This is a genomic window from Gordonia jinghuaiqii (assembly GCF_014041935.1).
Taxonomy (GTDB): Bacteria; Actinomycetota; Actinomycetes; order Mycobacteriales; family Mycobacteriaceae; genus Gordonia; species Gordonia jinghuaiqii.
On record NZ_CP059491.1, the window covers coordinates 3,280,311 to 3,306,548 of the forward strand.

Consider the following 26,238-nt stretch of genomic DNA (forward strand, 5'->3'; position numbering starts at 1 on the left):
TGTCCACGTCTGTCGCCTCACCGGCGTCCCGAACGGCGCGGCGCCGGCCGCCCGCGCGCGGGGTCGGTACGCGGCGCGTTCCGCGGTTGATGTGTGCCCGCCCGCCATCCCGGCGACGCCGAACGCCGGGCACCGGCCTGCCCTGGATACCCGCCACGGTAGTCGACGCCGGAACGCGCCGACGGCGCAGGTCGGGCACGACCGCGGTCGGTGGTGCGTCGTTCGTCACGAACCGGTTCGGGACCGCGCTTCGCGCGCTTCCACGGCATCGAGAAACGTCCTCGGCTGCGACCGGCGGCGGCCGACGGTGCCGGCCCACTCGGCTGGCGTCGTCCGGTGGCGGGCCGGCGGCCGCCCGGCCCCGGCCGGCCGACAGCACGGCCCGCGCCGCGAACACCCGATGAGCGCTTCTGGTGGAGACGGTCGCGCAACGACTCCGCACGTGACTGCCGGTAGCCGACCGGCGTCGGGAGGCGCAGCCACCGCGCGACCCGGGTCGGTGAGCCGGCCGTGAGCGCGGCGACGGCCTCCGGTTCGTGTCTGGCGGCGTTGGCCAGCAGGCCCAGCATCGCCAGGACGGTCAGCGTCGATGTGCCGCCCGCGGAGATCAGCGGCAGCTGGATACCGGTAACGGGCAGCAGGCCGATCACATAGCCGATATTGATGAAGGCCTGCGCGGTGATGAGGACGGTGATGGTGGCGGACATGAGGCGCAGGAACGGGTCGCTGGACCGGTGCGCGATCCTGAAGCCGATGTAGGCCAGGATGACGAACAGGAACACCACCATCAGCCCGCCGAGCAGGCCGAGTTCCTCGCCGATGATCGCGAAGATGAAGTCGTTGTGGGCGTTGGGCAGGTAGTTCCATTTGGCGCTCGACTGCCCGAGTCCCACACCGAACACCCCGCCGTTGGCCAGCGCGAAGGTTGCCTGCCGCGCCTGATAACCCGCTCCCTGCGGGTCGTCGACGTTGCCGAGGAAGCTCATCACGCGCTGTGAGCGGTAGCCCTCCGCGAGCGCGAGGATGACCGCGAGGACGATACCCGACACCGCGAAGGCCAGGAAGACCTTGATCGGCAGCCCCGCGAACCACAGCACCGCGCCGACGATGATCGCGATCGTGATCGTGGTCGACAGGTTCGGTTCGAGGATGATGAGCAGGCACACCAGCATCGCGACCGGGACGAGCGGGACCAGTAGTTCGCGCAGGGAGGCGTGGTCACGGCGTCGCGACGCCAGCAGATGCGCACCCCAGATACACAACGCCACCTTCACCAGCTCCGACGGCTGCACCGACAGTCCGTAGATGACGAACCAGCGGCGCGCACCCTGGCTGAGCGTGCCGACGCCGGGGATCAGGACCAGTGCCAGCAGGATCACCGCGACGACCATCGACGGTGCGGCGAACCGCCTCAGCAGCCGCACCGGCACGCGCAGCATCAGATAGAAGACCACCAGGCCGAGCAGCGCGAAGATCACCTGCGTCGCGAAGAGACCGTAGGCCGACCCCTCCTTGGAATATCCCTCCACCGACGACGCCGACAGCACCATCACCAGGCCGAACGCGGTGAGCAGGAACGACATCGTGAGGATCAGCTGGTAGGACGCCAGGGGTCGGGCGAGCAGTCCCCGGACCGCGTCGATGACCATGGCCGGGATCGATGCGGTCGCCGTGGCGCTCGCAGACCGGCCGCCCGTGGCTGCCCTGCCCTTCCCCGCTGTACCCGATCCCGCCTGCTTCGACCCGGTGTTCTTCGACCCGGCGTTCTTCGATCCGGACCGGGCCCCGGTGCCACGTTCACCGCGGGACCGTGCCCGGTCGGCGTCGGGGACCGCCCCGGCGGCCTCGTCCTGCGCCGCGGCCTCGTCCTGCGCCGCGGTGTCGTCCTGCACTGCGGTGCCGTCCTGCACCGCGGTCTCGCCGGCCGCGCTGTCGCTGCCCACGCGGCTCAACGTCCGGCGGTGGTCGAACCGGCGATCCGGTGCGCGGCGTCGGCGAAGGCGTCGCCTCGCCTGCCGTATCCGGCGAACATGTCCAGCGACGCCGCGGCGGGCGCGAGGAGTACCGCGTCGGGCGTCGGGTCTGAGGTCGTGGCGAGCGCCCAGGCCTCCTCGACGGCCCGGTCCATGACCGCGACGGCAGTCGCCCGTTCCGTTTCCGCGACGCCGGCCTGCTTGTCCGGGACGGCGGTCGGCGACTCCGAGGTGTCGGAGGTGCGGTAGGTGTCGGGGAGCCGGTCAGGGCTTGCGAGCGGGGAGTCGGGAGCGGGCAGTCCCGGGCGATGCGCGTTCACCGTGCCATCGTCCCCTGTGAATACTGTGACTGTTGGGACTTCTGGGGCGTGTCGCGCGATCGCCTCGACAACCAGCGATCGATCTCGGCCGATGGCGACCACGCCGGCGAGCCGGTCGCCCACCGCCACGAGCATGTCGTCGAGCGAGGCGCCCTTGAGCAGGCCTCCCGCGATGAGCACCACCCGGCCGAACGCCGAGATCGCGGCCTGCGCGGCGTGCGGATTGGTGGCCTTGGAGTCGTCGACGAAGGCGATTCCCTCGCGGGTGGCCACCACCTCTCCCCGATGTCGCGCCGGGCGGAACGCACTGAGCCCGGCGCGCACGGCGTTCCCGTCGACGCCGATGGCCAACGCGAGCGCGGCGGCTGCGAGCGCGTCGGACACGCCGGACGGACCGGCCGGGCTGACCTCGTCGGCGGCGTACAGCGGCCCGGCGCCGAAGGCGCGGTCCACCAGCTGCCCGTCGACGACGCCGAGCTGGCCCGGCCCGGGCGGGCCGAGGGTGAATCCGACACGACGTCCCGACGCCGGGAGCCCGGAGGCGACCGCGTCGTCGAGTCCGACGACCGAGATCGCACCGCGCAGGGCGCCGGCCTTGGCCGCTGCGTAGGCCTCGAAGGTGCCGTGCCAGTCCAGGTGGTCGTCGGCGACGTTGAGCACGACGCCGGCGTCGGGCCGGATCGACGGCGCCCAGTGCAGCTGGAACGACGACAGTTCGGCACACAGGACGTCGACGCGTGGGGTGGCGCGCATCGCGTCGAGAACGGGCAGCCCGATGTTGCCGCAGGCCGCGCCCGCACGTCCCGAGGCGTCGATGATCCCGGCCAGCATCGAGGTGGTCGTCGTCTTGCCGTTGGTGCCGGTGACCACCAGCCAGGTGCGCGGCTCACCGAGCAGGCCTGCCGCGTCGACCCGCCAGGCCAGCTCGACCTCGCCCCAGACGGGGATGCCGGCGTCGGCGGCGGCCGTGACGAGCGCGTTGGTGGGCGCGAAGCCCGGTGACACGACCACGACCGCGGTGTGGGCGGTCCATGCGGGGTCGGCGAGGAGGTCGGCCGTCGCGACGGGTTCGACGCCCTGCGACGTCAGTTCGGCCACTCCGGTGACCGCGTCGATCGCCGACCGCCTGGCGTCGGGGTCGGCCGCACGGGTGGCGAAGCGGTCGTCGGCGAGCAGGACGTGGACGCCCAGGGTGACCAGGTAGCGGGTGGCGGACATCCCGGCGGTCCCCGCGCCGCCGACGACGACCGTGCGTCCGGCCAACCCGAGTGCGGCCGCACCCTCGGGCCCGGTCACGGGGGCTACCGGCGAGGACAGATCAGCTGAGGAGGGATCCGGCTCAACCATTGGCGGTCAGGAACTCGCCGTAGAACAGCGACAGGCCGAGTGCGCAGGCGATGGCGGTGAGCAGCCAGAACCTGATGATCACCGTCGTCTCGGCCCAGCCCCCGAGTTCGAAGTGGTGATGGAACGGGGCCATCCGGAACACTCGTCGTCCGGTGGTCCGGAAGAAGGCGATCTGGATCACCACCGACATGATCTCGGCGACGAACAGCGCGCCGATGACGACGGCGAGGAGTTCGGTTCGGGTGGTGATCGACAGGCCGGCGAGCATGCCGCCGAGCGCCAGCGACCCGGTGTCGCCCATGAAGATCTTGGCCGGTGCGGCGTTCCACCACAGGAAGCCGAGGCAGGCGCCGCCGCCGGCCACCGCGATGAGGGCGAGGTCGAGCGGGTCGCGGACCTGGTAGCAACCGGTGGGGATGTCGCTGGGCGGTTTGGCACCGCCCGCGCAGGCGTTGACGAACTGGAAGAAGGTGACCAGGACGTAGGAGCCCAGGACCATGGCCATCGAACCGGCCGCCAGACCGTCGAGTCCGTCGGTGAAGTTCACCGCGTTGGACCAGGCGGCGACGACGAGCCAGCAGAACACCACGAAGACGACGGCGCCGAGCGAGATGGCGTCGATGTCGCGGACGTAGGACAGGTTGGTGCTGGCCGGGGTGTAGCCGTAGTCGTTGCGGAACTGCAGGACCAGGATGCCGAACAGGATCGCGGCGATGAACTGCCCGATCGACTTGGCGGTCTTGTTCAGCCCCAGGTTCCGGTGTTTGCGGATCTTGATCATGTCGTCGAGGAAGCCGACCATGCCCAGCGCGGTCGCCAGGCCCAGGACCAGCAGGCCCGACGCGGTGGGTCCGTTACCCCCGTCGGTGAACACCCCGATGAGGTGCGAGCCGAAGTAGCCCGCCCAGAGCGCCGCGAGGATCGCCACCCCGCCCATCGACGGTGTGCCGCGCTTGGTCTGGTGACTCTTCGGGCCCTCGACCCGGATCTCCTGGCCGAATCCCTGCCGGGAGAACACCTTGACCAGGACGGGGGTCAGCAGGATCGACACCGCGATCGCGATCGCACCCGCCAAGAGGATCTGTGTCACCGTGCTGCCCTCGTGTTCACTCTGTCCCCGCTCACGCTTCTGTCCCCACTCACGCTTGTCTCTTCCGAACCCGGCCGGTGTCCTGCACCAGGTGTGTGTCCTGCGCCTTCTGCCGCCTCGGCCGGGTCACGTCGGGTCCCCTCCCGGCGTCGAGGCGTCGACGGGCTGCCATCCGCAGCGCGCACCCCAGGCGTCGACGACCGAGTCGAGGTCGGCGCCCGCGGCGGCGACGAGGATGACGTCACCGGCGGCCGGCCGCCAGTCCGGATCGACGTCGACGAGTTCGGCCGCGTCGGAAACGGTGGCGACGATGCGCGCCTCGTCGCCCCAGGACCCTTCCATGACCGCCCCCTGGTGCAGCGCGTGCACCGAACGCGAATCCCCCACGCAGAGAGTCTTGTCGACTGCCAGCCGGACCGCCAGACGACCCAGCAGATCGTGTTCGACGACGCGCTGGTTCTCCGGGACGCCCTCGGGTGAGGCGAGTTCGGCGATGATCGCCCAGGTACGGGGCCGTCCCGTGCCGCGGGAGCCCGCAGGTTCTACACCGCGGGCGGAGCCCGCAAATTCTACGAGGCGTCGTACCAGGAGGCGTGCGTCGTCGACCGTCACCGGTGTCTCCCCGCGGATCACCGTGACGTGGGGTGCGGTCATCGATCACCCTCGGTCGTCGCGCCCGGGGCCGGGGCGTCAGGCGCCGGGGGTCCGGTCACCGATGCCAGCGCTTCGGCGACGACCTCCCGGTCGTCGAACGGATGCTTCACGCCGTCGATCTCCTGCCCTGCTTCGTGTCCTTTGCCCGCGACCAGGACGATGTCGCCCGGCCGGGCCCAGCCGATGGCCTCGATGATCGCCGCGGCACGGTCGCCGACCTCGCGCACCGGTTCGGCGCCCGCGGGCCGGTCGGAGTCCGCGACCGAGCGCGCTCCGGCGAGCACTTCTGAACGGATCGCGGCGGGATCTTCGGTGCGCGGGTTGTCGTCGGTGACGATGACGAGTTCGGCGCCGCGCGCGGCGGCGTCGCCCATGAGCGGACGCTTGCTGGTGTCGCGATCTCCGCCTGCACCGAGGACGACGGCCACCCGGCCCGTCGTCTGTTCCCGCAGCGTCGCCAGGACTGCCTGCACGGCACCGGGTTTGTGGGCGTAGTCCACCAGCGCGAGGAAGGGTTGTCCCAGGTCGATGCGCTGCAGCCGGCCCGGCACACTCACCGATGCGACGGCGTCGAGGGCCGTGGAGATCGACACCCCGGCCGCGTGGGCGACGGCCACCGCGAGCAACCCGTTGGCCACGTTGTAGCGGCCGGGCAGCGGGATGAGGAGTTCGTGGTCGCCGTCGGGTTCGGTGAACGGTGTCTTGGAGGTGCCATCCGCGGCGAGGTGGGACTCACCGGCGTGCCAGTGCGCGGGCGTCGGCCCGGTCGAGACCGTGATCGGCTGCAGGTGGGCCGCCTCACCGGGGCGGCGCGCGAGTTCGGCCATACGTCTGCCCCATTCGTCGTCGACGCAGACGACGGCGCGGACCGCGTGGGTCGGAGACGAGGGGACGAACAGCTGCGCTTTGGCGTCGAAGTAGGCGCGCATCGTCGAATGGAAGTCGAGATGATCCTGCGAGAGGTTGGTGAACGCGCCGATGGCGAAGTGTGCGCCGTCGACCCGTCCGAGCGCGAGTGCGTGGCTCGACACCTCCATGACGACGACGTCCACGCCGTCCTCGAGCATCGCCGCGAGCAGTGCCTGGAGGGTGGGAGCCTCCGGTGTCGTCAGCGTGCTCGGCTGGGCGACCCCGTTCACGCGCGTCTCCACCGTCCCGATCAGACCCACCGAATGGCCCGCGGCCAGCAGTGCGGCCTCGACGAGGTAGGACGTGGTGGTCTTGCCCGATGTCCCGGTGATCCCGATCAGCTTGAGTCGCTGCGACGGGTTGCCGTACACCCGGGCGCTCACGTTGCCGAGGATGGTGCGCGGTGCGGGGTGGACGAGGACCGCGACGGCCGTCTCCGGCGGGAGCACGCGGGCGAGTTCGGCCCGGCCGGCCGGGTCGGTGAGGATGACTGTCGCACCCGCGGCCACGGCCTGATCGGCGAACCGCGCACCGTGTGTGGCCGCACCGGGCAATGCGGCGAACAGGTCGCCCGGCGCCACCTCCTGGGCGCGCAGGGTCACCCCGGTCACGCTCGTCTCCCGGTCGGCGCCGCCGACGAGATCGAGTCGGGCACCGGTCGCCGTGGACAGCACGGCGACGGGTGTCGGTGTGACCTCGCGTGGCCGAATGGGTCCGCCGGCACGGCCAGATGATCGTCGACGAGACGCCATGGGTGCTCCTCGCCTCCTCGTGTGTGGTCGGGCCTGGTTCAGGCTGTGGTGTCAGTGGGATGGGCGGTTACAGGTCGGGATCCCGGCGGGCCGGCCCGGCGCAGAATTGCACTTACGATACCGACCCGCGGATGGGCCCCCGCGGACGCGTGTACGCCGGGCGGTGTCCGTGGGCGATATGCCCGGACAGCGCGGAGTGTGGTGTCCTCAGCGGGCGACGAGCGTCATTCGGGGCGCCGGCGGCGAGAGGGGCACCTGCGACCGCTGCAACATCCACGACGCGATGGTCGAGAACAGCGGGCCGGCCGACTGGCCGCCGGAACCATCGGAGCTGCGGCGCGGATTGTCCAGCATGATCCCGATGACGTAGCGCGGATCGTCCGCGGGCGCGATCCCCGCGAAGGTGATGTTGTAGTTCGAGTTCGAGTAGCAGCCACAGGACGGGTCGACCTGCTGGGCGGTGCCGGTCTTGCCCGAGATCTGGTATCCGTCGACAGCGGCCTTGGTGCCGGTGCCCATCTGCACGCCCATCGGATCGTCCTGCACCACCGAGCGGAACATGTCGCGCACGGTTCGCGCAGTCGCCGGACTGACGACGCGTACGGGGTCCGGGCGGGCGCGGTCCTCGGTTCCGGCGCCGTCGCGTTCCTCGGAGACGAGGATGCGCGGCGGGATTCGCAGACCGTCGTTGGCGATGGCCTGGTACATCGCGGTCATCTGGAGCAGGGTCATCGACAGCCCCTGCCCGATCGGCAGGTTGGCGAACGAACCACCCGACCACTGGCTCAGCGCGGGCACCTCGCCTGCGCTCTCCGCGGGGAGTCCGACGCCGGTCCGCTGTCCGAGTCCGAAACGCTTGACCATCTCGGCGAACCGTTCCTCGCCGATGCGTTTGGCCAGCATCAGCGTGCCGACGTTGGACGACTTACCGAAGATGCCGGTGGTGGTGTACGGCTCGACACCATGCGGCCACGCATCGCGCACGGTCACCCCCGACATCCGGATGTCGCCGGGGACCTGATGCACCGTGTCGGGTTTGGTGAGGCCGTATTCGATGGCCGCCGAGGCCGCGACGAGCTTGTTGACCGAACCCGGCTCGAACGGCGAGGTGACCGAGGGGTTGCCCAACTCGGCGTGGGGCTGATCGGCGAGCGGCTCCGAGGCGTTGAACGTGCCGTCGTTGGCCATGGCGAGCACCTCACCGGTCTGCGCGTCGAGCACCACCGCCGACGCCCCCTTGGCACCGGACGCCTGCTTGGCCTTCATGACCTGGCTCTGCACGAACCACTGGGTGTCGGAGTCGAGCGTCAGGCGCACCGTGGCCCCGTTCAGCGCGGGGTGCACGTTGCGCATGCTGCCGGGGATTATCGCGCCGTCGGAGCCACGATCGTAGGTCCGTGATCCGTCGGTCCCGGACAGGATCGAGTCGAGCGATGCCTCGAGTCCGATGAGTCCGTTGCCGTCGTAGTTCACGTCGCCGACCACGTTGGCCGCGAGCGACCCGCCCGGATACAGGCGGATGCTCTGGGGATCGGCGCCGACCTCGGGGAACTCCTCGGTGATCCGCGAGGCGACGTCCGGGCTCACCGAACGCGCGAGGTAGACGAACGTCTCCTCGCCGGTCACCTTCGCCAGCAGGTCCTCTTCGGAAATCGACCCGCCGAGAGCGACCGATACGCCCTTGGCGATCTCCCTCAGTCTCGTCTCGACATCCGGCAGTGACGGGTTCTTGCGATGTTCTTCATCGATCGACTTACGAACGGCCTTGGGCAGGAACGTGAGTGAGCGTGCCTCGTCGGTGTAGGCCAACGGGCGCCCGTTGCGATCGAGGATGGCCCCGCGCTTGGCGGTGAGGACCTGCGTGTACTCGCGCTGCTGTGCCGCCTCCGCCGAGATCGCGCCGGCCTCGACGGTGTGCACGACGATCATCTTGACCGCCACCGCGAGCACCACCAGCAAGACCAGGATGCCCGCCATCCGAGTGCGGAAACCGAAACTCTGAGGACCGCCGAGGTGCCGCCAGGGACCTTTGCCCGATCCCCCGTCACCCGACCCACGCCGCCCGGATCCACCCCGGCCCGAGCCACCCGACCTCGCTCCCGGTGCGTTGCCGGGTCGGCGTCCCGGGCGAGACGGCCGAGGGCCGTGACGCTCGAAGGTCGCACGTGTCATGGTCGTCAATTCTTCACCGCTTCAACGTTGTGGCACCGGATTTGGACCCGGCGGGTTGCAGATCGCCGCGAGACGAGCGGCACACGGCAGAGCGCGGTGTGCCGGCCGCGCCGCCGGCGAACTCACGGGGCGGGCACCACATTCGGCGCCGGGATCGGCGTGGACGGCGTCGGTCTCGCCGACGGTGACGGGTTCGCCCCGGCAGGCGCCGGCATCGGGTTCGCCCCGGCGGGCGCCGGCATCGGGTTCGCCCCGGCGGGCGCCGGCACCTGTTGCGAGGGTTTGGGTTGCGGGCTCGTCGGCTGGGGTGTCGAGGACCGGGGTGTCGAAGGCTGGGGTGTCGAAGGCTGGGGGTTGCCCGAGCCACCGCTGTCGGTGCCTCCGCCGCCGAGACCGATCGAGTCGTCCACCTGGCTCGGATCGATGGTGTCGGCCGGATCCGGCTTGAGATCCGGGTTGAGGTCGGCCATCGGTCGTCCCGAGGCCGGGGCCGGTTTGCCCACGATCTTCGGGCGCTTGGGATGCTCGACGATCATGCGAGCCGGATTGTCGGCCGGGATCATCCCGAGACGTGTTGCCTCATACGACAATTCGGGTGCGGAGTTGCCGGATTCGTAGGTGCGCTTCAACGCATCGCGCTGGTCGACGAGTGACTGATTCGCCGCTCGCTCGATACCCAGCTTGTAGGAATCCTGCGCGGCCTTGGTCGACAACCACAGACTCAGGCCCAGACCGAGGACCAGCAGGGCGATGACCGGGACCACAAAGGGCGTGTGCTGCAGGCGCTCTCGCAGCGAGACGCCGGTCATCGAGAGTCCCCCACCGGTGCGGCGAGGCGTTGTCACATGACCGGCGGCGGTGCGCTTGGAGCGCCGGTCCAGTGCTCGCTGGGCTGCCCGCGATCGGGTGGCCCGCTCGGATTCGATGCGGGTACGGCGCGACCGTCGGGAGTCCCGCTCGGAGTCGGCGCGCGTCGGGGCCTCGTGCAGGATGGTCATGCTCAGCCCTTCTCGACTCGTTCGATCGCCCGGACGCGCACCGGTGCGGATCGCGGATTGACGGCGAGCTCGTCCTCGTCGGCGCGCTCGGCGCCCCGGGTGACGAGACGGAACTTCGGCGCGGTGCCGGGCAATTCGACCGGCAAACCGCGTGGGGACGTGGAGGTGGTCCGGGCGGCGAACTCGTGCTTGACGATTCGGTCCTCGAGTGACTGATAGCTCATCACCGCGATCCGCCCCCCGACGGCCAGCGCGGACAGCGCTGCCGGCAGCGCCTCACGCAGGACGTCGAGCTCGTGATTGACCTCGATGCGCAATGCCTGGAAGGTGCGCTTGGCCGGGTGCCCTCCGGTCCGCCGGGTGGCTGCGGGAATGGAGTCGTAGAGCAGTTCGACGAGTCGCGCGCTGGTGGTGAACGGTTCCTTCTCGCGTTCACGCAGGACCGCGGAGGCGATCCGGCCGGCGAAGCGTTCTTCACCGTATTCGGAGAGGACGCGAGCGAGTTCGCCGTGGGAATAGGTGTTGAGCACGTCGGCGGCGGTGAGCGGGTCGTCGGCGTTCATCCGCATGTCCAGCGGCGCGTCGAGCGCATAGGCGAACCCGCGGCCGGCCTGGTCGAGTTGCATCGACGACACACCGAGGTCGAACAGTGCCGCATCGATCGTCTCCTCACCCGCAGCTGCGAGGACGTCGTCGATCTCGTGGAATGTCGCCTGATGCAGAGAGATCCGATCGGCGTACGGCTGGAGGCGCCGCCGGGCGATGTCGAGTGCCGACGCGTCGCGATCGATGCCGATCACACGCACGAGCGGGAAGGTCTCCAGAATCAGCTGACTGTGTCCACCGGCGCCGAGGGTGGCGTCGAGGAAGACCCGCGGCTCGTCAGCATCCAGTGCGGGAGTGAGCAATTCGACGATTCGTGCACCCATGACCGGGATGTGCCCGTATTCGCCGGTGCGGCGAGAGTCGTCACGTGTGTCGTCCACGGAGAGCCCCCCATCGGCGTGTCGGCGGTTTCGGCGGTTGGTGAGGATCTGCGCATCTGCGCGAGCGGCGGGCTTCGGATGGAGCGGGGTCCCGACCCGATTCCGCACCTGGCGTTGGGGAAGTACGCCAGGGTCGGACCGGGCCGAGGCCTCGTGCCACCCGAAAACGCGAGTGCCGACTCTGCCTTGTCTCTCGGCTACAGCACCGCGTTCAACGCGGCCGAGTTGGCTGCCGAGAAGTTCTCCTCGTGCTGGGTCTGGTACTCGTCCCACGCGGCCGAATCCCAGATCTCGAGGTGATCGAAGCTGCCGAACACCACGCACTCCTTGGACAGTCCCGCATAGACCCGGTGGTCGCCGGACAAGCTGATCCTGCCCTGACCGTCCGGCCGCTGTTCTTCCGAACCGGCGAAGAACGTTCGCTGAAACGCACGCAGATCGGGGTCGTTGCGTGACGCCTCGACGATCCTCGCCGCGATCGCATCGAACTCTTCGGTCCGATACACCGACAAGCTGTGGTCTTGGCCTTTGGTGACCACTACCCCTCCTGCCAGTGCGTCGCGGAACTTCGCGGGCAGCGTGAGCCGCCCCTTGTCGTCCAATTTGGGCGTGTAGGTGCCGACAAATCGCGGGGACATGTCGACACCTCCTGCCCACTGAGTTCTGCGTTCCGGATCGCCTTACCCAGTGATGCCACAGTACCCCACTTTCCACCACTTTCCACCCCCAGCGCCCCCATCTCCTCCCCTCGACCACAAAGTCCCAGTTCAAGACGTCAAAAATTCGCGACTCCCCGTGTGTCCCCGGTTCGTCGGTCGGCGTCATCAACCCTTGTTGCAAGTGATAGAAGGGGCGGTCTGACGCCTGCGGTGCCCTTGTGACCAGCGGTTGTGTACCGGTGGGGCGAAGTGGGGCACCCCGGTGGGGCGAAGTGGGGCACGCCGGTGGAGCGGGGTGGGGGAACGTGCTGAGGCGAGGCCGACGACGCACGTGGGGAGGAATGAGGAACCCGCGGCAGTGGAGGCCAGACACGGCGGGGCACAGCGTTGCGAGGCTGCACAGTGCGGCTACACAGGGGCATACGCACGAAAAAGCCGCGTGCTCGGCGGCACGCGGCTGTGATCGTATGCGGTTGTGGGAGTCGAAGCGGGGGTCAGCCGATCGCCGACGAGGGGTCGTCGGGATCAGAGGATCACTCCTGCTCAAACCTCCGGTTGAATCGTTCTTCCATGCGTTCCGACAGCTTGCGCTTGGCCTCCGGGGACGCGGACTGCTTTCTCCCGCCCCGCGATGACGAGGGCGCAGTCTCTGGCGAGTTGTCTCCCCAGAGGGCGAAGAGGCCCGCACCGAACATCACCAGGAAACCCAGAAGGCTGACGATGGGGAATCCGCCGATGGCGATGTCGACGATGAGGCCGCCGATGAGCATGACGAGTCCGATGACGAATACCGCCACCGCCTGAAGGCGACGACGAGCACTCGACCTACCCAGCCGTCGACGCTTGACACTGGACGCAAACTTGGGGTCTTCCGCGTACAGAGCGCTCTCGATCTGTTCGAGCATGCGTTGCTCGTGCTCCGAAAGTGGCACCGACCCTCCTTCTCCCTGATCCGCGACGCCGACGACGGTCACCCGCGACCGGTAAGGCGTCTGCGCCTATCGTCCCATGATACGAGGTGAAATCGACCGCGACCACCATTACTCGCCGTTGCAGCCGACCAGGGCCCCCACGGGCCCCATAAGTGTGGCCGGTCTCACGCGGTTCGCCCGATCTGCGGCACTTGTCCGCCGAGTTTGCCTTGTTCATAGGCGATCACCATCGTCTCGACCCGGCGGAGGAACTCGAGGACGAGCAGGCGCATGCCGGCGACGCTGTCCGGATCGAGCGTTCGGATGATGCCCGACTCGATCTTCATGCGAACGGGCGACAGGGCCGCGAAGCGGGCGGCCGGCTGGGCCAGCTCGGGCGCGACCATCCCGATCCGGGTCCAGGCGTTCGACGTCTTGCGTCGCGTCGTCCCGATCGGCTCGTGCACGGCCAGCGCGGCGCCGGACGCGCGGAGCGCGACGAGGTAGAGCTGACGGAAGCGTTCGGCGTCGTCCTCAACCCCGTCGGCATTGTCGAGGAGGAGGTGGGCGCGTGCGAGCAGATCGCGCGCGCGTCCGACCATCGCCGGGTCCGCCGACGCGGGGCCGGTGGGACCATTGGCGGCGCGATGGCTGGGCATGGCGTCCTCCTCGTGCTCATCGCCGCGGGCCGGCGGTCGTTTCTCGTTCTGGGCAGCGGATTGACTCGGCCCGGCGGCAGACGCTTCCCTCGTCCGCCGCCGGACCGTGTCGTCGTGGATGAACGCGAACAGCTTGCGGAGGCACATTCATCGAACATCCGTTCGACACGTTCAATATAGCTATCCACCCGCTTGTCTACAAGGCGTGTGTGACAGAACCGATTCATGAGGTAGTGGTGACGCAGGGAGTGGTCGGGCGGTGACGATCCGGTTGGTGAGCCTGAGCGGTCAGGACTCACGGGCGTGGCTCGAACCCGCGCTGGACATCTACGTGACCGCGATGGGGTATCCCCGCGGCACCGAGGTCCACCGCGCCGGACTCTGGCGTGAACACATCGCCCGTCCCGGCTGGCACGCGGTGGGCGCGGTGGCCACGGTGTCGCCGCACGAGGCGCACACGATGCCCGCCGCCCGGCGCCGCGTGGGCCCCCCGGTCGGCCGGGGGCCCGACGATCTCCTCGTCGGCATCGCCTATGGATACACTGGTGCGACCGGCCAGTGGTGGAACCAGCAGCTGCGGCTGGGGCTGCGCCAGACCGGCCGCTCGCCCGAGCACATCGAGGTGATCGCCCGCGATTACTTCGAATTGACGGAGCTCCACGTGCATCCCAACGCTCAGGGCCGAGGTATCGGCCAGTTGCTGCTCGCCCGACTGCTCGCCGACCGCCCGGAGCGGCACGTACTGCTGTCGACACCGGAGACCCCGGCCGAACAGAACCGCGCATGGTCGCTCTACCGGCGCATGGGGTTCTCCGATGTACTACGGCACTTCACCTTCACCGGCGATCCTCGCCCGTTCGCCTTCCTCGGCAGGCCGCTTCCGCTGGATCTGCGGGCCCCGGCCGCCGCCCCGACCGGCAACACGGGAACATGACCGGCCACGGGGTCCGACGTGACGCGGTGATCATCGGCGCGGGCCACAACGGTCTGATCGCCGCGGCCTACCTGGCACAGGCCGGACGCGACGTCGAGGTCCTCGAGCGCGACGACATCCCCGGCGGCGCCGTGTCGACCGTGGAACGCTTTCCCGGTCACCGCATCGATCGTGGGTCGTCGGCGCATCTGATGATCCGGCACTCCCCCGTGATCGACGACCTCGAGCTGACCTCCCACGGCCTCCGCTACGTCGACTGCGACCCGTGGGCCTTCATCCCGGCCACCGCGACCGCACCGGCGATCGTGTTCCGCACCGACCTCGACGCCACCTGCGCGTCGATCGAACGTGCCTGCGGCCCAGGCGATGCCGCCGCATACCGCCGTTTCGTCGAAGCCTGGACACCGCGCGCCGCGGCGGTGATGGACGCGTTCTTCCACCCCGCGACCATGGGACGGCTGGGGCGCGCATTCGGCGGCCTGGGCGGCACCGCGACCACCGCGCGCACGGGACTGTTCGGTCGCCGCACCGGCCGGGTGCTGAACCTCACCGCCGAGCTGATGGCCTCCGGGGACTCCCTGCTCGACGAGTACTTCACCTCCGAACACCTCAAGGCGGGTCTCGCCTGGTTCGGCGCCCAGTCCGGGCCGCCGATGAGTGCACCCGGCACCTCGCCCATGGTGGGGTTCGCCGCGCTGATGCATCGCATCCCGCCGGGGCGCGCGATCGGCGGCAGCGGCGCCCTCACCGATGCTCTCGTGAGCCGGCTCGGCCACGACGGTGCCCGCGTCTCCTGCGCCGACCCGGCCACTTCCATCACCCGCTGCGGCGACCACTGGCGGGTGCGATCGGCCTCCGGCGAACTCCGCTGCACCGGCACCGTCATCAGCGCCTGCCACATCCTCACGACGCTGGACCTGCTGGCCGCCGGCGGCTTCGACGAGGCCACACTCGAGAAGTGGCGGCGGAACATCGTCGTGGGCAACGGCATCGGGATGGCGGTCCGACTGGGAACGACGGCTCTGCCCGAGTATCGGGATCTGCCCGGCGATCTCCCCGCCCACGGCGTCCACTCCGCTCTCGGACTTCTCGTCACCGACCGCGCTCAGCTCGTCACCGCACACTCCGCCGCCGCGGTCGGTGAACTGCCGCCGCGCCCGGCCGTCGTGGCGATGAGCTACTCGGCGATCGACCCCACCCTCGCCCCGGCGGGACGCCACGTGATCAATCTCTGGGCGCAGTGGCATCCCTACCGCCTCGCCGACGGTGACTGGGCGAGTGCCGGCGCACGGGCGGCCACCGCGATCTGCGACGAAGTCGATCGACACGCACCGGGTTTCGCCGCGTCGATCGCCCACCGGTATGTACAGACCCCCCACGACCTGGCCACCGAGCTCGGCCTCATCGGCGGCAACATCATGCACGTCGAGATGTCGATCGACCAGATGTTCATGTGGCGCCCCACCCCCGACCTCGCCGGACACCACGTCCCCGGCGCCGACGGCCTCCTGCTGGCCGGCGCGTCGACGCACCCCGGCGGCGGCGTCACCGGCGCCAGCGGGTACATCGCGGGACACCTGGCGCTGCGACGCCGCGCGCGGCGCGGGTCGCGCTGACCCTCCGGGCCTGGCCCGTCTGGCACGATGAGCACCGTGCGAACGTCGAATCCCGAACCGGGTGCACCCGAGTCCCGTCGAGCCCGGCGTCTGCTGCCGTCCGCGGTGGCCGTCGCGCTCCTCGTCATGTCCCCGCTGATGGCCGGCTGCCTCGAACGGTCGACCACGGTGGGCGACCGCTATTCCGGGAGCGTCATCGTCGCGACCTCGGCGGACAACCCGCGCGGCACCCCGCAGCTCGATCTCCCCGAGTCGATGGCCGGCCAGGTGTCGGTGACCGACTACCGGGAGACCCCGGAGGAGCCCGGTGCGGGCGACGGTTCCGCGGCACCGTCGACGTCGGCCGAGAACGGCGGCGGGGACCGGAGCGGTGACGACAACCCGGCCACCCGCGCCGGCACCCGCGCGAGCTTCTCCGATCTGACCGCGGGCCAGTTCGGTCAGCTCGGCGACATCATCGCCGACTCCTACGGCGACACGTCCCTGACGATGGACCTCACCGCCAAGCGCAGCGGCGAGGTGGTGCGTTTCCGCGGCAACACCGACCTGACCGAACTCATCCCGGGCCGCGACTACGTGCAGCTCACAGTCACCTTCGGCGGACCGGTCACCGCGACGAACGGTGAGCAGATCGGCGAATCGACGGTGACGTGGACACCGCCGGTGGGCGAACCGTCGGATTTCACCGCCGACGCCACCTACCCGGATCCGGCCACGGCCGCGGTCAGCAGCTGGTCCTGGTTCGTGGCGCTGCTCTGCGTGATCGTGATCCTGGTGATCGTGCGGATCGCCTACTCCAAGCGCTACCGCGGGCCCCGTCCCGGGCGGCCGGTTCCCGTGAAGACCGCGCCGTCGAACATCTCGGGCGAGGGACTGGCCGCCGCCGCGGACCCCGTGCCCGGGGAGGCTCGCGCCGGCTCGGCGTCCGACGCATCACAGCCGTCACCGCCGACGGAGAGATGAACCCCTCGGGGCCGACCCTGCGAGGGGTTCGGCTGAGACGGGCCGGGCGGGTGGGTCAGTCGGGGTTGCTCAGACGGCTCAGGCCGGGACGTGCAGCGCCGCGTCGACGTCGACCCCGAGACGGCCGAGCACCTCGGTCGTCGCCTTGGCGAAGTTCAGGCTGCAGAAGTGCAGGCACGGTGCGCCCTCGGCGATCAGGCGTTGCGCCATCTCGGTCGCGAAGTCGATGCCCTCGGCACGGACGGCCGCACGATCCTCTTCCGGACCGTTGCCCGCGGCCCGGGCGAAGCGCTCCTCCACCGCCGGCGGGATCACCGATCCGGACAGCTCGACCATGCGCTGCGCGGTGGCCAGTGACGTGACCGGCATGATGCCCGGGATGATCGGTTTGGCCCCCTGCTCGGTATCGGCGGCCGCGACGCGATCGCGCAACCGCAGGTAGTGCTCGACATCGAAGAACATCTGGGTGATCGAGTACTCGGCGCCGGCCCGCAGCTTGTTCACCAGGGTGCGGGTGTCGTGCTCGATGTCGGGGGAACGATGGTGCGTCTCGGGGAAGGACGCCACGCCGACGTGGAAATCGCCCAGTGTGCCGATGAGCCGGACGAGCTGCTCGGCATACTCCACGCCGTCGGGGTGGGCGACCCACTCACCGAGCGGATCGCCGGGCGGATCACCGCGCAGGGCCAGGATGTTGGTGATGCCCTGATCCGCGTACGCGCCGACCAGCGCGCGCAACTCCGCGACGCTGTGATTGACCGCGGTCAGATGGGCCACCGGGAGCAGGGTCGTCTGGGCGGCGAGCTGCCCGGTGATGCGGACCGTGCGGTCACGGGTGGAACCGCCCGCCCCGTAGGTCATCGACACGAAGGCCGGCGACAACCGCTCGAAGATGCGCACGGCCCGCCACAGACGGGACTCGGCCTCGGCGTCGCGCGGGGGGTAGAACTCGACGGAGAACGGGACCGGGCCGCGGTGCGGCGCGGACAGACGTTCGACGATCGAGGGTGCCGGAGCGGTTGGGGTCACCCGGACAGTGTACGGAGCGATTCGCATAGCCTGGCACGGTGACCTTCACGATCCCCACGCCGACCACACTCGATGCGGTCCCGGCGGCCGTCGAGGCCGAATTGCGTGCGTTCTTCGCCGACGCCGTGCCCGCGGCCGCGCAGATCGCGCCGGTCGTCGGCGAGGCCGCCGAACTGATCCGGGACTTCATCCTGCAGGGCGGCAAACGCATCCGGCCGGTCTTCGCCTTCGCCGGGTGGCGCTGCGGCACCACATCCTCGGGACGCGGCGAGGGTGAGGAACGCGGCGGACCCGACGCGCGTGACGCACTACGCGTGTGCGCCGCACTCGAACTCGTGCAGGCCTGCGCACTGATCCACGACGACATCATCGACCACTCCGACACACGTCGCGGACACCCGACCGCCCATCGCGCATTCGAGTCGCGGCACACCGGTGCCGGATGGGCCGGTGACGCCGGCGAGCACGGCGTCGCCGCGGCCATCCTGGCCGGCGACTTCGCACTCGCCTGGGCCGACGATCTCGTCCACGATCATCGTCCGGCGGTGGTCTCGACAAGCTCGACCAGCGGTGGGACAAGCTCGGCCGGCGGCGGGACACGCACCCCCGGCGAACGACGCGAGCACCGTCCGCTGCCGGCCGACGTCGGTGCGACCTGGGCGGCGATGCGGACCGAGGTACTCGGCGGCCAGTTCCTCGACATCGTGAACGAAGCCGGCGGCGACGACTCGACGGCCGCGGCCTACCGGGTCATGGAGTTCAAGACAGCCGCCTACACCGTCGCCCGCCCACTCGAACTCGGTGCGCGCCTGGCCGGCGCCCCCGAGGATCTGGTGACCCGACTGCGTTCGATCGGCCACGATCTCGGTATCGCCTTCCAGCTGCGCGACGACCTGCTCGGCGTGTTCGGGGACCCGGCGCGGACGGGCAAACCGTCCGGCGACGACCTGGCGTCGGGCAAACGCACCGCGTTGCTGGCGATCGCACTGCGTCGCGCCGACGAGAGCGACCCCGCACTGGGGCAACACCTGCGCTCGTTCATCGGACACCCGCTCTCCCACGACGAGTTGGCCGCTGCGCGCGACATCTTCGTCGAGGTCGGCGCCGTCGCCGAAGTCGAGAAGTCGATCGACGAGTTGTTGCGGTCGGCGTTGAGCTCGCTCGACGCCGCCGACATCGGCGCCGACATCCGTACCGAACTGGCCGCGGTCGCGCATCGCGTCGCGCACCGCGAGGCGTGAGCGCGCCATGAAGCGGAGCCCGGTGGCGGGCCGAGTCGGCCCGGCGACCCGAGATCTGATCTGCGGTGCGATCGGTGCCGCGCTGGTGTGTGTCGGCAGCTTCGGCGTCGGCGACCCGCCACGCAATTCACCACTGCTCACCGACCTCGGCCTGAGCTGGATCACCTACGGCCACGGCAAGAACCTGTTCGGCACCTTCTTCTGGACCGGCGTGTTCCTGATGGTCTTCGCATGGGTCCGATTGGGCCGTCGCGTCGTCCGTCCCACCACAGACGCCGACACCGCCGCCGAGGCCCTGCCATCGACACGCACGCTGGGTCGGTGGGTGCTGGTCTGGACGGCGCCGCTGCTCATCGCGGTACCGGTGTACAGCCGCGACGTCTACGCCTACCTCGCGCAGGGCGCGGTGTTCGGAGCCGGCTTCGACCCGTACGCCGACGGACCCGCCCACGCCCCGGGGCCGCTCGTCGACAGCATGGCGCAGGTCTGGGCCACCACCACCGCGCCGTACGGTCCGTTCTTCATGGGCATGCTGCGCGTGGTCACCGAGATCACCGGCGACCACGTCATCCTCGGCGTGCTCGCCATCCGACTCCTGTTGCTGCCGGGATTGTTCCTGTCGCTGTGGGCGATCCCCCGACTGGCCCGTCGGTTCGGCGCCTCGCCGCAGGCCGGCCTGTGGCTGACGCTGTTCAACCCGCTGGTGCTCATCCACCTCGTCGCCGGGCCGCACGTCGAGCTGCTGATGATGGGTGTCCTCGTCAGCGGCATCGCGCTGGTGGCCCAGCGGCGCCACGTCCTCGGCACATCGGTGCTGGCGGTGGCGGTGTCCATCAAGATCACCGCCGGTGTCGCATTGCCGTTCGTGTTGTGGATGTGGTTGGCGCACATTCGTTCCGAGCGTCAGGTGACGGCACGCGACGTGGTGACCGTGTTCGCCTCGATCGTCGGGATCGCGCTCGCGGTCTTCGGGTTCTGGACGCTGGTCGTCGGGCTGGGCATCGGCTGGCTGACCGGCCTCGGCTGGGCGGATGTGATCATCAACTGGTTCACCATCCCGACGCTGGCCGCGCACCTGGTGACCCTTGTCGCCGCACCCTTCGTCGCGCTGAATCTGCAACCGGTGCTGGAGGTCACCCGCTCGATCGGATTCGTCGTCCTCGCTGTGACGCTCGTCGTGCTGTGGTGGCGGCACCGGCACGACGACCGCGACGCCGTGGCCGGTATGGCGTGGGCGATGCTGGCCGTGCTGCTCCTCGAACCGTCAACGCTCCCCTGGTATTACACCTGGGTCCTGGCCATCGCGGTGGCCTTCACACTGCCGCAATGGGCACGGGCGACGGTGGTCGGGGCGTCGACGTTCCTGCTCATCGTGTTCCAGCCCGACGACGCGATCGTGTTCTACAAACCGTTCGAGGTCGCGCTCGCCGCCGCCCTGGCCGGGCTGGCGGCATGGTCGCTGGTGCGCCCGGACCCGTTGTCGCTGCGCCGCTTCGGCAGGTGGGCCTGGGGGACCGCCCCGACATCCGAGACCGACCCGTCCGAGACCGGCCCGTCCGTTGCGGACCGGGTCAGAAAGCCTGAGCCTGCGCCCGGCGGATGACCTCGCGCGCGTAATCCGTGCGCAGCGCGGCCGCCGGATACAGACCGAGGTCGTCGTGCACGGTGAACAGCCAGCTCATCACCTCGTCGCGGGTGTAACCGCCGTCGAGCAGGACACCGACGAGACCGTAGAAGTGCTTGACGACGCCCTCGTCGTCGAGGAACAGCGCCGGGATCCCGGGCTGCCCCCCGCGGGAGACGGCGAGCAGATTGTGGTCACGGATCAGTGTGCGCACCCGATTGGACGAGACATGGAGACGGCGGGCGACCTCGTCGACCGACAGCAGATCCACATCGGGGGGCAGGGTGTCAGGCGACAACGGTAAGGAACCCACGGACAAGAGCCTAACCGGTCCGCGCGACGGCGAGAAACCGCTGTACCCGGCGACCGGTTCGACGACGTGGCGGCGCGCTGTCCGCACCGGGACCCGGGTTGTCCCAGACCACCCCGCCCTGCAGGTAGATTCGGCAGAATGAATTCCCCCGTCGACACGATGCTCGGGACCGTCCTCGAAGGCCGGTACCGGATCGACGCGCCCATCGCGCGCGGCGGCATGTCGGCGGTCTATCTCGGCGTCGATCTGCGCCTCGGCCGGGACGTGGCCGTCAAGGTCATGGACTCCCGCTACTCTCACGACCCGCAGTTCCTGCGCCGCTTCGAGTTCGAGGCTCGCGCGGTCGCGGGACTCAAGCACCCGGGTCTGGTCGCGGTGTACGACCAGGGCATCGACAACGGCATCGCGTTCCTGGTGATGGAACTCGTCGACGGCGGCAGCCTGCGCGAGCTGCTGCGCGAACGCGGACCGATGCCGCCGCACGCGGTGGTGGCCGTCGCCGCGCCCGTACTCGGCGGATTGGGTACCGCCCACGCCGCGGGCCTGGTGCACCGCGACGTCAAACCGGAGAACGTGCTGATCTCCGACGAGGGCGAGGTGAAGGTCGCCGACTTCGGCTTGGTGCGTGCCGTCGCCGAGGCCGGGGTCACCTCGGCGAGCGTCATCCTCGGGACCGCCGCCTACCTGTCCCCCGAACAGGTCGAGTCGACCCACGCAGACGCGCGCAGCGACGTCTACTCCATGGGCGTGATGATGTTCGAATTACTCACCGGCAGAACACCTTTCCAAGGCGATTCGCCTCTGGCGCTGGCCTATCAGCGGCTCACCTTCGACGTTCCGGCTCCCGGTGACGTGATCGCGGGTGTACCCGAGGAGTTCGACGAGATCGTGTTGCGCGCGACCGAACGCAACCCGGCCGACCGTTTCGCCGACGGATTCGACATGCAACGCGCCCTGCTCACCGTCGCCGACGAACTCGACCTCCCGCCGTTCACGGTGCCCGCACCGCGCCGATCCGCCGAACGCGAGACGATGTCGCGGTATCGCGCGGCCGGCGGCCCCGGGGGCGGCACCAGGGTTCACTCGGTGCCCGGCCCGCACAGTCCGGCCTCCGAACCGGTACGGCCGGTGGCCGACGTGGTGGACCCGCCCACCGAGCCGCCTGTCCGTGAACGTACCGACGACCGCGATCTACCGCGTACCCCGGAACGGACGCGAGATGCTCACGTCGAACCCGCGCTCGTCGGCGGCAGCCGTCTCGGCTCGCTGGCGTGGATTCTCGTGGTGCTGCTCCTCGCCGCCGGACTCGGCGCCGCCGGTTTCTGGGTCGGCAGCACGTATCTCACGATCGGCTGAGAGGTCACCGAAGAGCCTCGATCGCGGCCGGCAGGAACTGCCGGCCGCTCTACACGCGTCAGCCGCGAAGCATCTCCGCGACGAGGAACGCCAGCTCCAGCGACTGCTGGGTGTTGAGCCGTGGGTCGCAGGCGGTTTCGTAGCGACCACCGAGGTCGAGATCCGAGATCTCCTGTGCGCCACCGAGACATTCGGTGACGTCCTCCCCGGTGAGCTCCACGTGGACGCCGCCCGGGTGGCTGCCGAGTGCTCGATGCACCTCGAAGAATCCCTGCACCTCGTCGACGATGCGATCGAAATGACGGGTCTTGAAACCCGTCGAGGCCTCATGGGTGTTGCCGTGCATCGGGTCGCACTGCCAGATGACCTTGTGCCCGGTCGCCTCGACGGCACCGACGATGGCCGGGAGCACGTCGCGCACCTTGCCGTTGCCCATCCGCGCGACGAGCGTCAGGCGGCCGGGGACGTTGTGCGGGTCGAGACGCTCGACGTATTCGACGGCCTGCTCGGGTGTCGTCGTGGGTCCGATCTTCACGCCGATCGGGTTGTTGATGAGCTCGGCGAACGCGATGTGCGCGCCGTCGAGCTGACGGGTGCGCTCACCGATCCACAGGAAGTGCGCCGACAGGTCGTAGAGCACCTTGCCGTCGCCCTCGGGATCATCGGCCAACCGCAGCATGGCGCGTTCGTAGTCCAGCACGAGCGCCTCATGGGAGGCGAAGATCGCCGCCGAGTTGAGGCTCGAGTCGGTGACGCCGCAGGCGTCCATGAAGCGCAGGCCGCGGTCGATCTCCGAGGCGAGCGCCTCGTACCGTGCGCCGGCGGGCGAGGTGCGCACGAACTCGCGGTTCCAGTCGTGCACTCGACTCAGATCGGCTTCGGCCTGGGTGAGGGCGCGCACGAGGTTCATCGCGGCCGCGGCGTTGGCGTAGGCGCGCACCAGTCGTGACGGGTCGTGGGCGCGGACGTTCGGCTCGGCCGGGAAGCCGTTGACCATGTCGCCGCGGTACGACGGCAGGCCGAGGGCGTCGACATCCGATGATCGCGGCTTGGCGTACTGGCCGGCGATGCGCGCCACCTTCACCACCGGCGTGCTGGCCCCGTAGGTGAGCACGACGGCCATCTGGAGCAGTGTGCGGATGTTGCCCTTGATGTGCGGCTCGGTGTTGTCGGCGAAGGTCTCCGCGCAGTCACCGCCCTGCAGGAGGAACGCGCGCCCCTCGGCGACGTCGGCCAGCTGCGAGGCCAGCGTTTGCACCTCGGCCGGCATGCAGATGGGCGGAACCGACTCGAGAACGGTGCGCATCTTGCGCGCTTCCTCGGCGGGCCAGCTCGGCTGCTGCACGGCCGGACGGCTCATCGCGTCGTTGAATCGATCCTCGAGATCACCCGGCAGCGGGGGCAACTCGGGGAGATCGTCGATCGGCACGTCTACGGTCCAGTTCACCACCCGAACCAGAGTAGTGGAGCCCCACCCGTCCTCCGAAGTGCGGGTCGGGCACGGCAGCGGCGCCACAACGGCGGACCGCAGGCACAGGTCAGGCGCGCGCCTTCTCGATCGCCTCCCAGCGCCGCAGGTTGTGCCGCGCGTCGCTCAACGCGTCGTGGGCGTCGGCGGGTGCGGGCGGCAGTGCCGGACGTCCGGCGGCCTCCCAGTGCTGCCGCAGTTCCCGGGTGAAACGCGGGATCGGCCGCGGCAGCGCGGTCATCGGCCCCCACAGCTGACACAGCACGACGTGGTCGTAGGCGCCGATCCAGGCCCACAACTCGATGTCGGTGCCGTCGGCGGTGAGGAACTCGAGCAGGTCCTCACGGATGCGCCGACGGTCGCGCCAGGCCGACGACGACGGGGACGGCAGCTTGGGCAGCACGTTCGCGCGCACCCAGTCGCCGGCGCGTCCGGGGTCGAATTCGGTGGACACCGCGTAGAACTCGCGCCCGTCCTCGGCGACGACACCGATCGACACCAGCTCGATGGTGTTGCCGTCCTCGATGAACTCCGAGTCGTAGAAGAACCGCATGGGACAAGTATTCACACACGCCGGTGACGACCCGCTCACCGCTCATCGTTTCGCCATACCGGCCACTTGCTGTCTACCCTGGTATTTCGTGCGCTCCAGGTCTGTGCTGGCGACCGCTCTCCTGGCGGCGTCGATCATCGCGCGGCTCGTCTGGGACACGCTGACCGTGAACGGCAGGAACTTCGTCGACCTGCACGTTTACCGCGACGGTTCGGCGGGTCTCGCCGACGGGTCGCTCTATTTGTTCACCTATGCCGGTGAGACCGACTTCGCGCTGCCCTTCACCTATCCGCCTTTCGCGGCGGTCGTGCTGTACCCGCTGTCGCTGATCCCGTTCGATCTCGTGGCCATCGGCTGGCAGCTCGCCACCTTCGGGGCGCTCTACGGATGCGTGTTGCTCGCACTCCGCCTGTGCGGCCGGACCACCGACATCCACCCCCTTGCGGCGCTGTGGACCGCACCGGCGATCTGGTGCGAACCGGTCCGGGTGACGCTCGACTACGGCCAGATCAATGTCTTCCTGATGCTCGGCACCCTGCTCGCGGTCAACTGGGCCCGCAGCGATCGCGGTGTCCTCGCCGGTGGAGCGCTGATCGGCCTGATGGCGGGCATCAAGCTGACCCCGGCCATCACCGGGCTGTGGTATCTCGCGGTACGACGCCCCCTGGGCGCGGTCAGCGCGGCGATCGCCTTCGTGCTCACGATCCTCGGGTGCCTGCTGCTGTTCCCCGACGTGACCCGAACCTATTACGGCACACTCCTCGGCGACGCCGAACGCATCGGCCCGGTGAAGGCCGTGATCAACCAGAGCCTGCGCGGCACCTTGTCACGGTTCGTCGGGTTCGACGTCGGTACCGGCTGGATCTGGTTCGCCGGTGTCCTCGTCGCGACGGTGGTGGCGGTCATCGCCTGGCGCTCGGTCTCCGACGCACTCGGCGTCCTGCTCGTCGTCCAGTTCCTCGGTCTGCTGATCTCCCCGATCTCCTGGGTCCATCACTGGGTGTGGATCATCCCGCTGGGCGTCTGGCTGGTGCACGGCGCGGCGTCGGTGCGTCCCGGTGCCCGGGCGGTTCTCGGGATGTGGGTGGTCGTCGCCGGCCTGGGGATCCCGTGGGTGCTGCGGGTGATGATCGAGTACGGCCCGGTACCCCCGGCCGCCGTGGAGGCGATCTTCGGCGCGGCGTGGCCGGTGGCCACCTTCGTCACGCTGGGGTGGCTGATCGCGACCCGCGCGCATCGCACCCCGACCTCCCCCGCCCTGTTCCCCGACACCCGGCCCGCTGATGTGGTCGCGGCGGCCATCATCGACGACGGTCGACTGCTGCTGGCGCAGCGGTCCCGGCCGGCCGAGCTGGCGGGCAAATGGGAGCTGCCCGGCGGTCGGGTCGAATCGGGTGAATCGCATGCCGAAGCCCTCACCCGCGAGATCCGGGAGGAACTCGGCGCCGAGGTGGAGGCCGGCGAGCGCGTCGGCGCGCAGGTGTCGCTCGCCAACGGGCTCACGCTGCATGCGTACCGGGCCCGGTTGTTGTCGGGGACACCCGCCGCGCTCGAACACCTCGACGTGCGGTGGGTCTCGGCCGAGGAACTACGGACGTTCGATCTCGCCGATGTCGTTCCGGCCGACCGGGACTGGGTACCTCAGCTGTGCGCCATCCTCGATGATGATGCGCGCGTGGGCGAAGCGGGTTGACTCACCGGTCCGGGAGAC

General features: G+C 69.7%; 22 protein-coding genes. 7 read left to right on the plus strand and 15 right to left on the minus strand.

Annotation, left to right across the window (positions count from 1 at the left end; genetic code table 11):
• Nucleotides 1–17: 17 nt before the first annotated feature.
• The 11 genes from ftsW to H1R19_RS14615 all read right to left on the minus strand — a co-directional run bounded on the left by ftsW (nt 18) and on the right by H1R19_RS14615 (nt 13,430).
• Complete coding sequence (ftsW, locus tag H1R19_RS14565; protein WP_280527238.1) at nt 18–1,649, minus strand: putative lipid II flippase FtsW; 1,632 nt, start codon at nt 1,647–1,649, stop codon at nt 18–20.
• Nucleotides 1,650–1,948: 299 nt separating this feature from the next.
• Complete coding sequence (murD, locus tag H1R19_RS14570; RefSeq protein ID WP_244970996.1) at nt 1,949–3,511, minus strand: UDP-N-acetylmuramoyl-L-alanine--D-glutamate ligase; 1,563 nt, start codon at nt 3,509–3,511, stop codon at nt 1,949–1,951.
• A 121-nt stretch (nt 3,512–3,632) separates the two neighbouring features.
• Nucleotides 3,633–4,730 carry a phospho-N-acetylmuramoyl-pentapeptide-transferase gene (gene mraY, locus H1R19_RS14575; protein ID WP_219849398.1) on the minus strand — a complete coding sequence of 366 codons (1,098 nt, stop codon included), beginning with the start codon at nt 4,728–4,730 and terminating at the stop codon, nt 3,633–3,635.
• 126 nt (nt 4,731–4,856) lie between these two features.
• Nucleotides 4,857–5,384, minus strand: coding sequence for a UDP-N-acetylmuramoyl-tripeptide--D-alanyl-D-alanine ligase (locus tag H1R19_RS14580; protein WP_219849400.1), 528 nt, complete (start codon nt 5,382–5,384; stop codon nt 4,857–4,859).
• Nucleotides 5,381–7,045, minus strand: coding sequence for a UDP-N-acetylmuramoyl-L-alanyl-D-glutamate--2,6-diaminopimelate ligase (locus tag H1R19_RS14585; RefSeq protein WP_219849401.1), 1,665 nt, complete (start codon nt 7,043–7,045; stop codon nt 5,381–5,383). The genes H1R19_RS14580 and H1R19_RS14585 overlap by 4 nt, the downstream gene beginning before the upstream one ends.
• Before the next feature lie 207 nt (nt 7,046–7,252).
• Nucleotides 7,253–9,217, minus strand: a complete 1,965-nt coding sequence (locus tag H1R19_RS14590; RefSeq protein ID WP_219849402.1) for a peptidoglycan D,D-transpeptidase FtsI family protein — start codon at nt 9,215–9,217, stop codon at nt 7,253–7,255.
• 122 nt (nt 9,218–9,339) lie between these two features.
• Nucleotides 9,340–10,215: a cell division protein FtsL gene (ftsL, locus tag H1R19_RS14595; RefSeq protein WP_219849403.1), complete on the minus strand. Its 876-nt coding sequence runs from the start codon at nt 10,213–10,215 to the stop codon at nt 9,340–9,342.
• Nucleotides 10,216–10,217: 2 nt separating this feature from the next.
• A complete protein-coding gene (rsmH, locus tag H1R19_RS14600) occupies nt 10,218–11,201 on the minus strand; it encodes a 16S rRNA (cytosine(1402)-N(4))-methyltransferase RsmH (RefSeq protein ID WP_219849404.1) in 984 nt (327 codons plus the stop codon).
• Between the two features lie 197 nt (nt 11,202–11,398).
• Entirely contained in the window at nt 11,399–11,839 is a 441-nt protein-coding gene (gene mraZ / locus H1R19_RS14605; RefSeq protein ID WP_219849405.1) for a division/cell wall cluster transcriptional repressor MraZ, read from the minus strand.
• 554 nt (nt 11,840–12,393) lie between these two features.
• Nucleotides 12,394–12,792: a DUF3040 domain-containing protein gene (locus tag H1R19_RS14610; protein WP_219851696.1), complete on the minus strand. Its 399-nt coding sequence runs from the start codon at nt 12,790–12,792 to the stop codon at nt 12,394–12,396.
• A 164-nt stretch (nt 12,793–12,956) separates the two neighbouring features.
• Nucleotides 12,957–13,430, minus strand: coding sequence for an SAV_6107 family HEPN domain-containing protein (locus H1R19_RS14615; protein ID WP_188327831.1), 474 nt, complete (start codon nt 13,428–13,430; stop codon nt 12,957–12,959).
• 259 nt (nt 13,431–13,689) lie between these two features.
• Between H1R19_RS14615 and H1R19_RS14620 the strand changes: the two genes are divergently transcribed.
• The 3 genes from H1R19_RS14620 to H1R19_RS14630 are packed head-to-tail and all read left to right on the plus strand — an operon-like array spanning nt 13,690 to nt 16,943.
• On the plus strand, nt 13,690–14,364 hold the full coding sequence (locus H1R19_RS14620; protein WP_219849406.1) for a GNAT family N-acetyltransferase: 675 nt from the start codon (nt 13,690–13,692) through the stop codon (nt 14,362–14,364).
• The gene (locus H1R19_RS14625) at nt 14,361–15,980 is read left to right on the plus strand and encodes a phytoene desaturase family protein (RefSeq protein WP_219849407.1); all 1,620 of its coding nucleotides are present in this window, start codon (nt 14,361–14,363) and stop codon (nt 15,978–15,980) included. The genes H1R19_RS14620 and H1R19_RS14625 overlap by 4 nt, the downstream gene beginning before the upstream one ends.
• Before the next feature lie 27 nt (nt 15,981–16,007).
• Nucleotides 16,008–16,943 (plus strand): LppM family (lipo)protein, encoded by a 936-nt coding sequence (locus H1R19_RS14630; RefSeq protein ID WP_219849408.1) that lies wholly within the window; start codon nt 16,008–16,010, stop codon nt 16,941–16,943.
• Between the two features lie 78 nt (nt 16,944–17,021).
• On the opposite strand, the gene H1R19_RS14635 is transcribed toward H1R19_RS14630, so the two are convergent.
• On the minus strand, nt 17,022–17,999 hold the full coding sequence (locus H1R19_RS14635) for a methylenetetrahydrofolate reductase (protein WP_188327827.1): 978 nt from the start codon (nt 17,997–17,999) through the stop codon (nt 17,022–17,024).
• An 11-nt stretch (nt 18,000–18,010) separates the two neighbouring features.
• On the opposite strand from H1R19_RS14635, the gene H1R19_RS14640 reads away from it, so the two are divergent.
• Both H1R19_RS14640 and H1R19_RS14645 read left to right on the plus strand, forming a co-directional pair.
• Nucleotides 18,011–19,213 (plus strand): polyprenyl synthetase family protein, encoded by a 1,203-nt coding sequence (locus tag H1R19_RS14640; protein ID WP_219849409.1) that lies wholly within the window; start codon nt 18,011–18,013, stop codon nt 19,211–19,213.
• A 7-nt stretch (nt 19,214–19,220) separates the two neighbouring features.
• The gene (locus H1R19_RS14645) at nt 19,221–20,816 is read left to right on the plus strand and encodes an alpha-(1->6)-mannopyranosyltransferase A (protein WP_188327825.1); all 1,596 of its coding nucleotides are present in this window, start codon (nt 19,221–19,223) and stop codon (nt 20,814–20,816) included.
• On the opposite strand, the gene H1R19_RS14650 is transcribed toward H1R19_RS14645, so the two are convergent.
• On the minus strand, nt 20,785–21,150 hold the full coding sequence (locus H1R19_RS14650; RefSeq protein ID WP_188327824.1) for an Rv2175c family DNA-binding protein: 366 nt from the start codon (nt 21,148–21,150) through the stop codon (nt 20,785–20,787). The two genes, H1R19_RS14645 and H1R19_RS14650, sit on opposite strands and share 32 nt — an antisense overlap.
• 138 nt (nt 21,151–21,288) lie before the next feature.
• On the opposite strand from H1R19_RS14650, the gene H1R19_RS14655 reads away from it, so the two are divergent.
• Entirely contained in the window at nt 21,289–22,506 is a 1,218-nt protein-coding gene (locus tag H1R19_RS14655) for a protein kinase domain-containing protein (protein WP_188327823.1), read from the plus strand.
• 58 nt (nt 22,507–22,564) lie between these two features.
• Here the strand turns inward: H1R19_RS14655 and H1R19_RS14660 are convergent, their stop codons facing one another.
• Both H1R19_RS14660 and H1R19_RS14665 read right to left on the minus strand, forming a co-directional pair.
• On the minus strand, nt 22,565–23,956 hold the full coding sequence (locus H1R19_RS14660) for a class II 3-deoxy-7-phosphoheptulonate synthase (protein WP_188327822.1): 1,392 nt from the start codon (nt 23,954–23,956) through the stop codon (nt 22,565–22,567).
• Nucleotides 23,957–24,044: 88 nt separating this feature from the next.
• Complete coding sequence (locus H1R19_RS14665) at nt 24,045–24,527, minus strand: polyadenylate-specific 3'-exoribonuclease AS (protein ID WP_188327821.1); 483 nt, start codon at nt 24,525–24,527, stop codon at nt 24,045–24,047.
• A gap of 103 nt (nt 24,528–24,630) precedes the next feature.
• On the opposite strand from H1R19_RS14665, the gene H1R19_RS14670 reads away from it, so the two are divergent.
• Nucleotides 24,631–26,220 (plus strand): mannosyltransferase, encoded by a 1,590-nt coding sequence (locus H1R19_RS14670; protein ID WP_219851698.1) that lies wholly within the window; start codon nt 24,631–24,633, stop codon nt 26,218–26,220.
• Nucleotides 26,221–26,238: the final 18 nt, after the last annotated feature.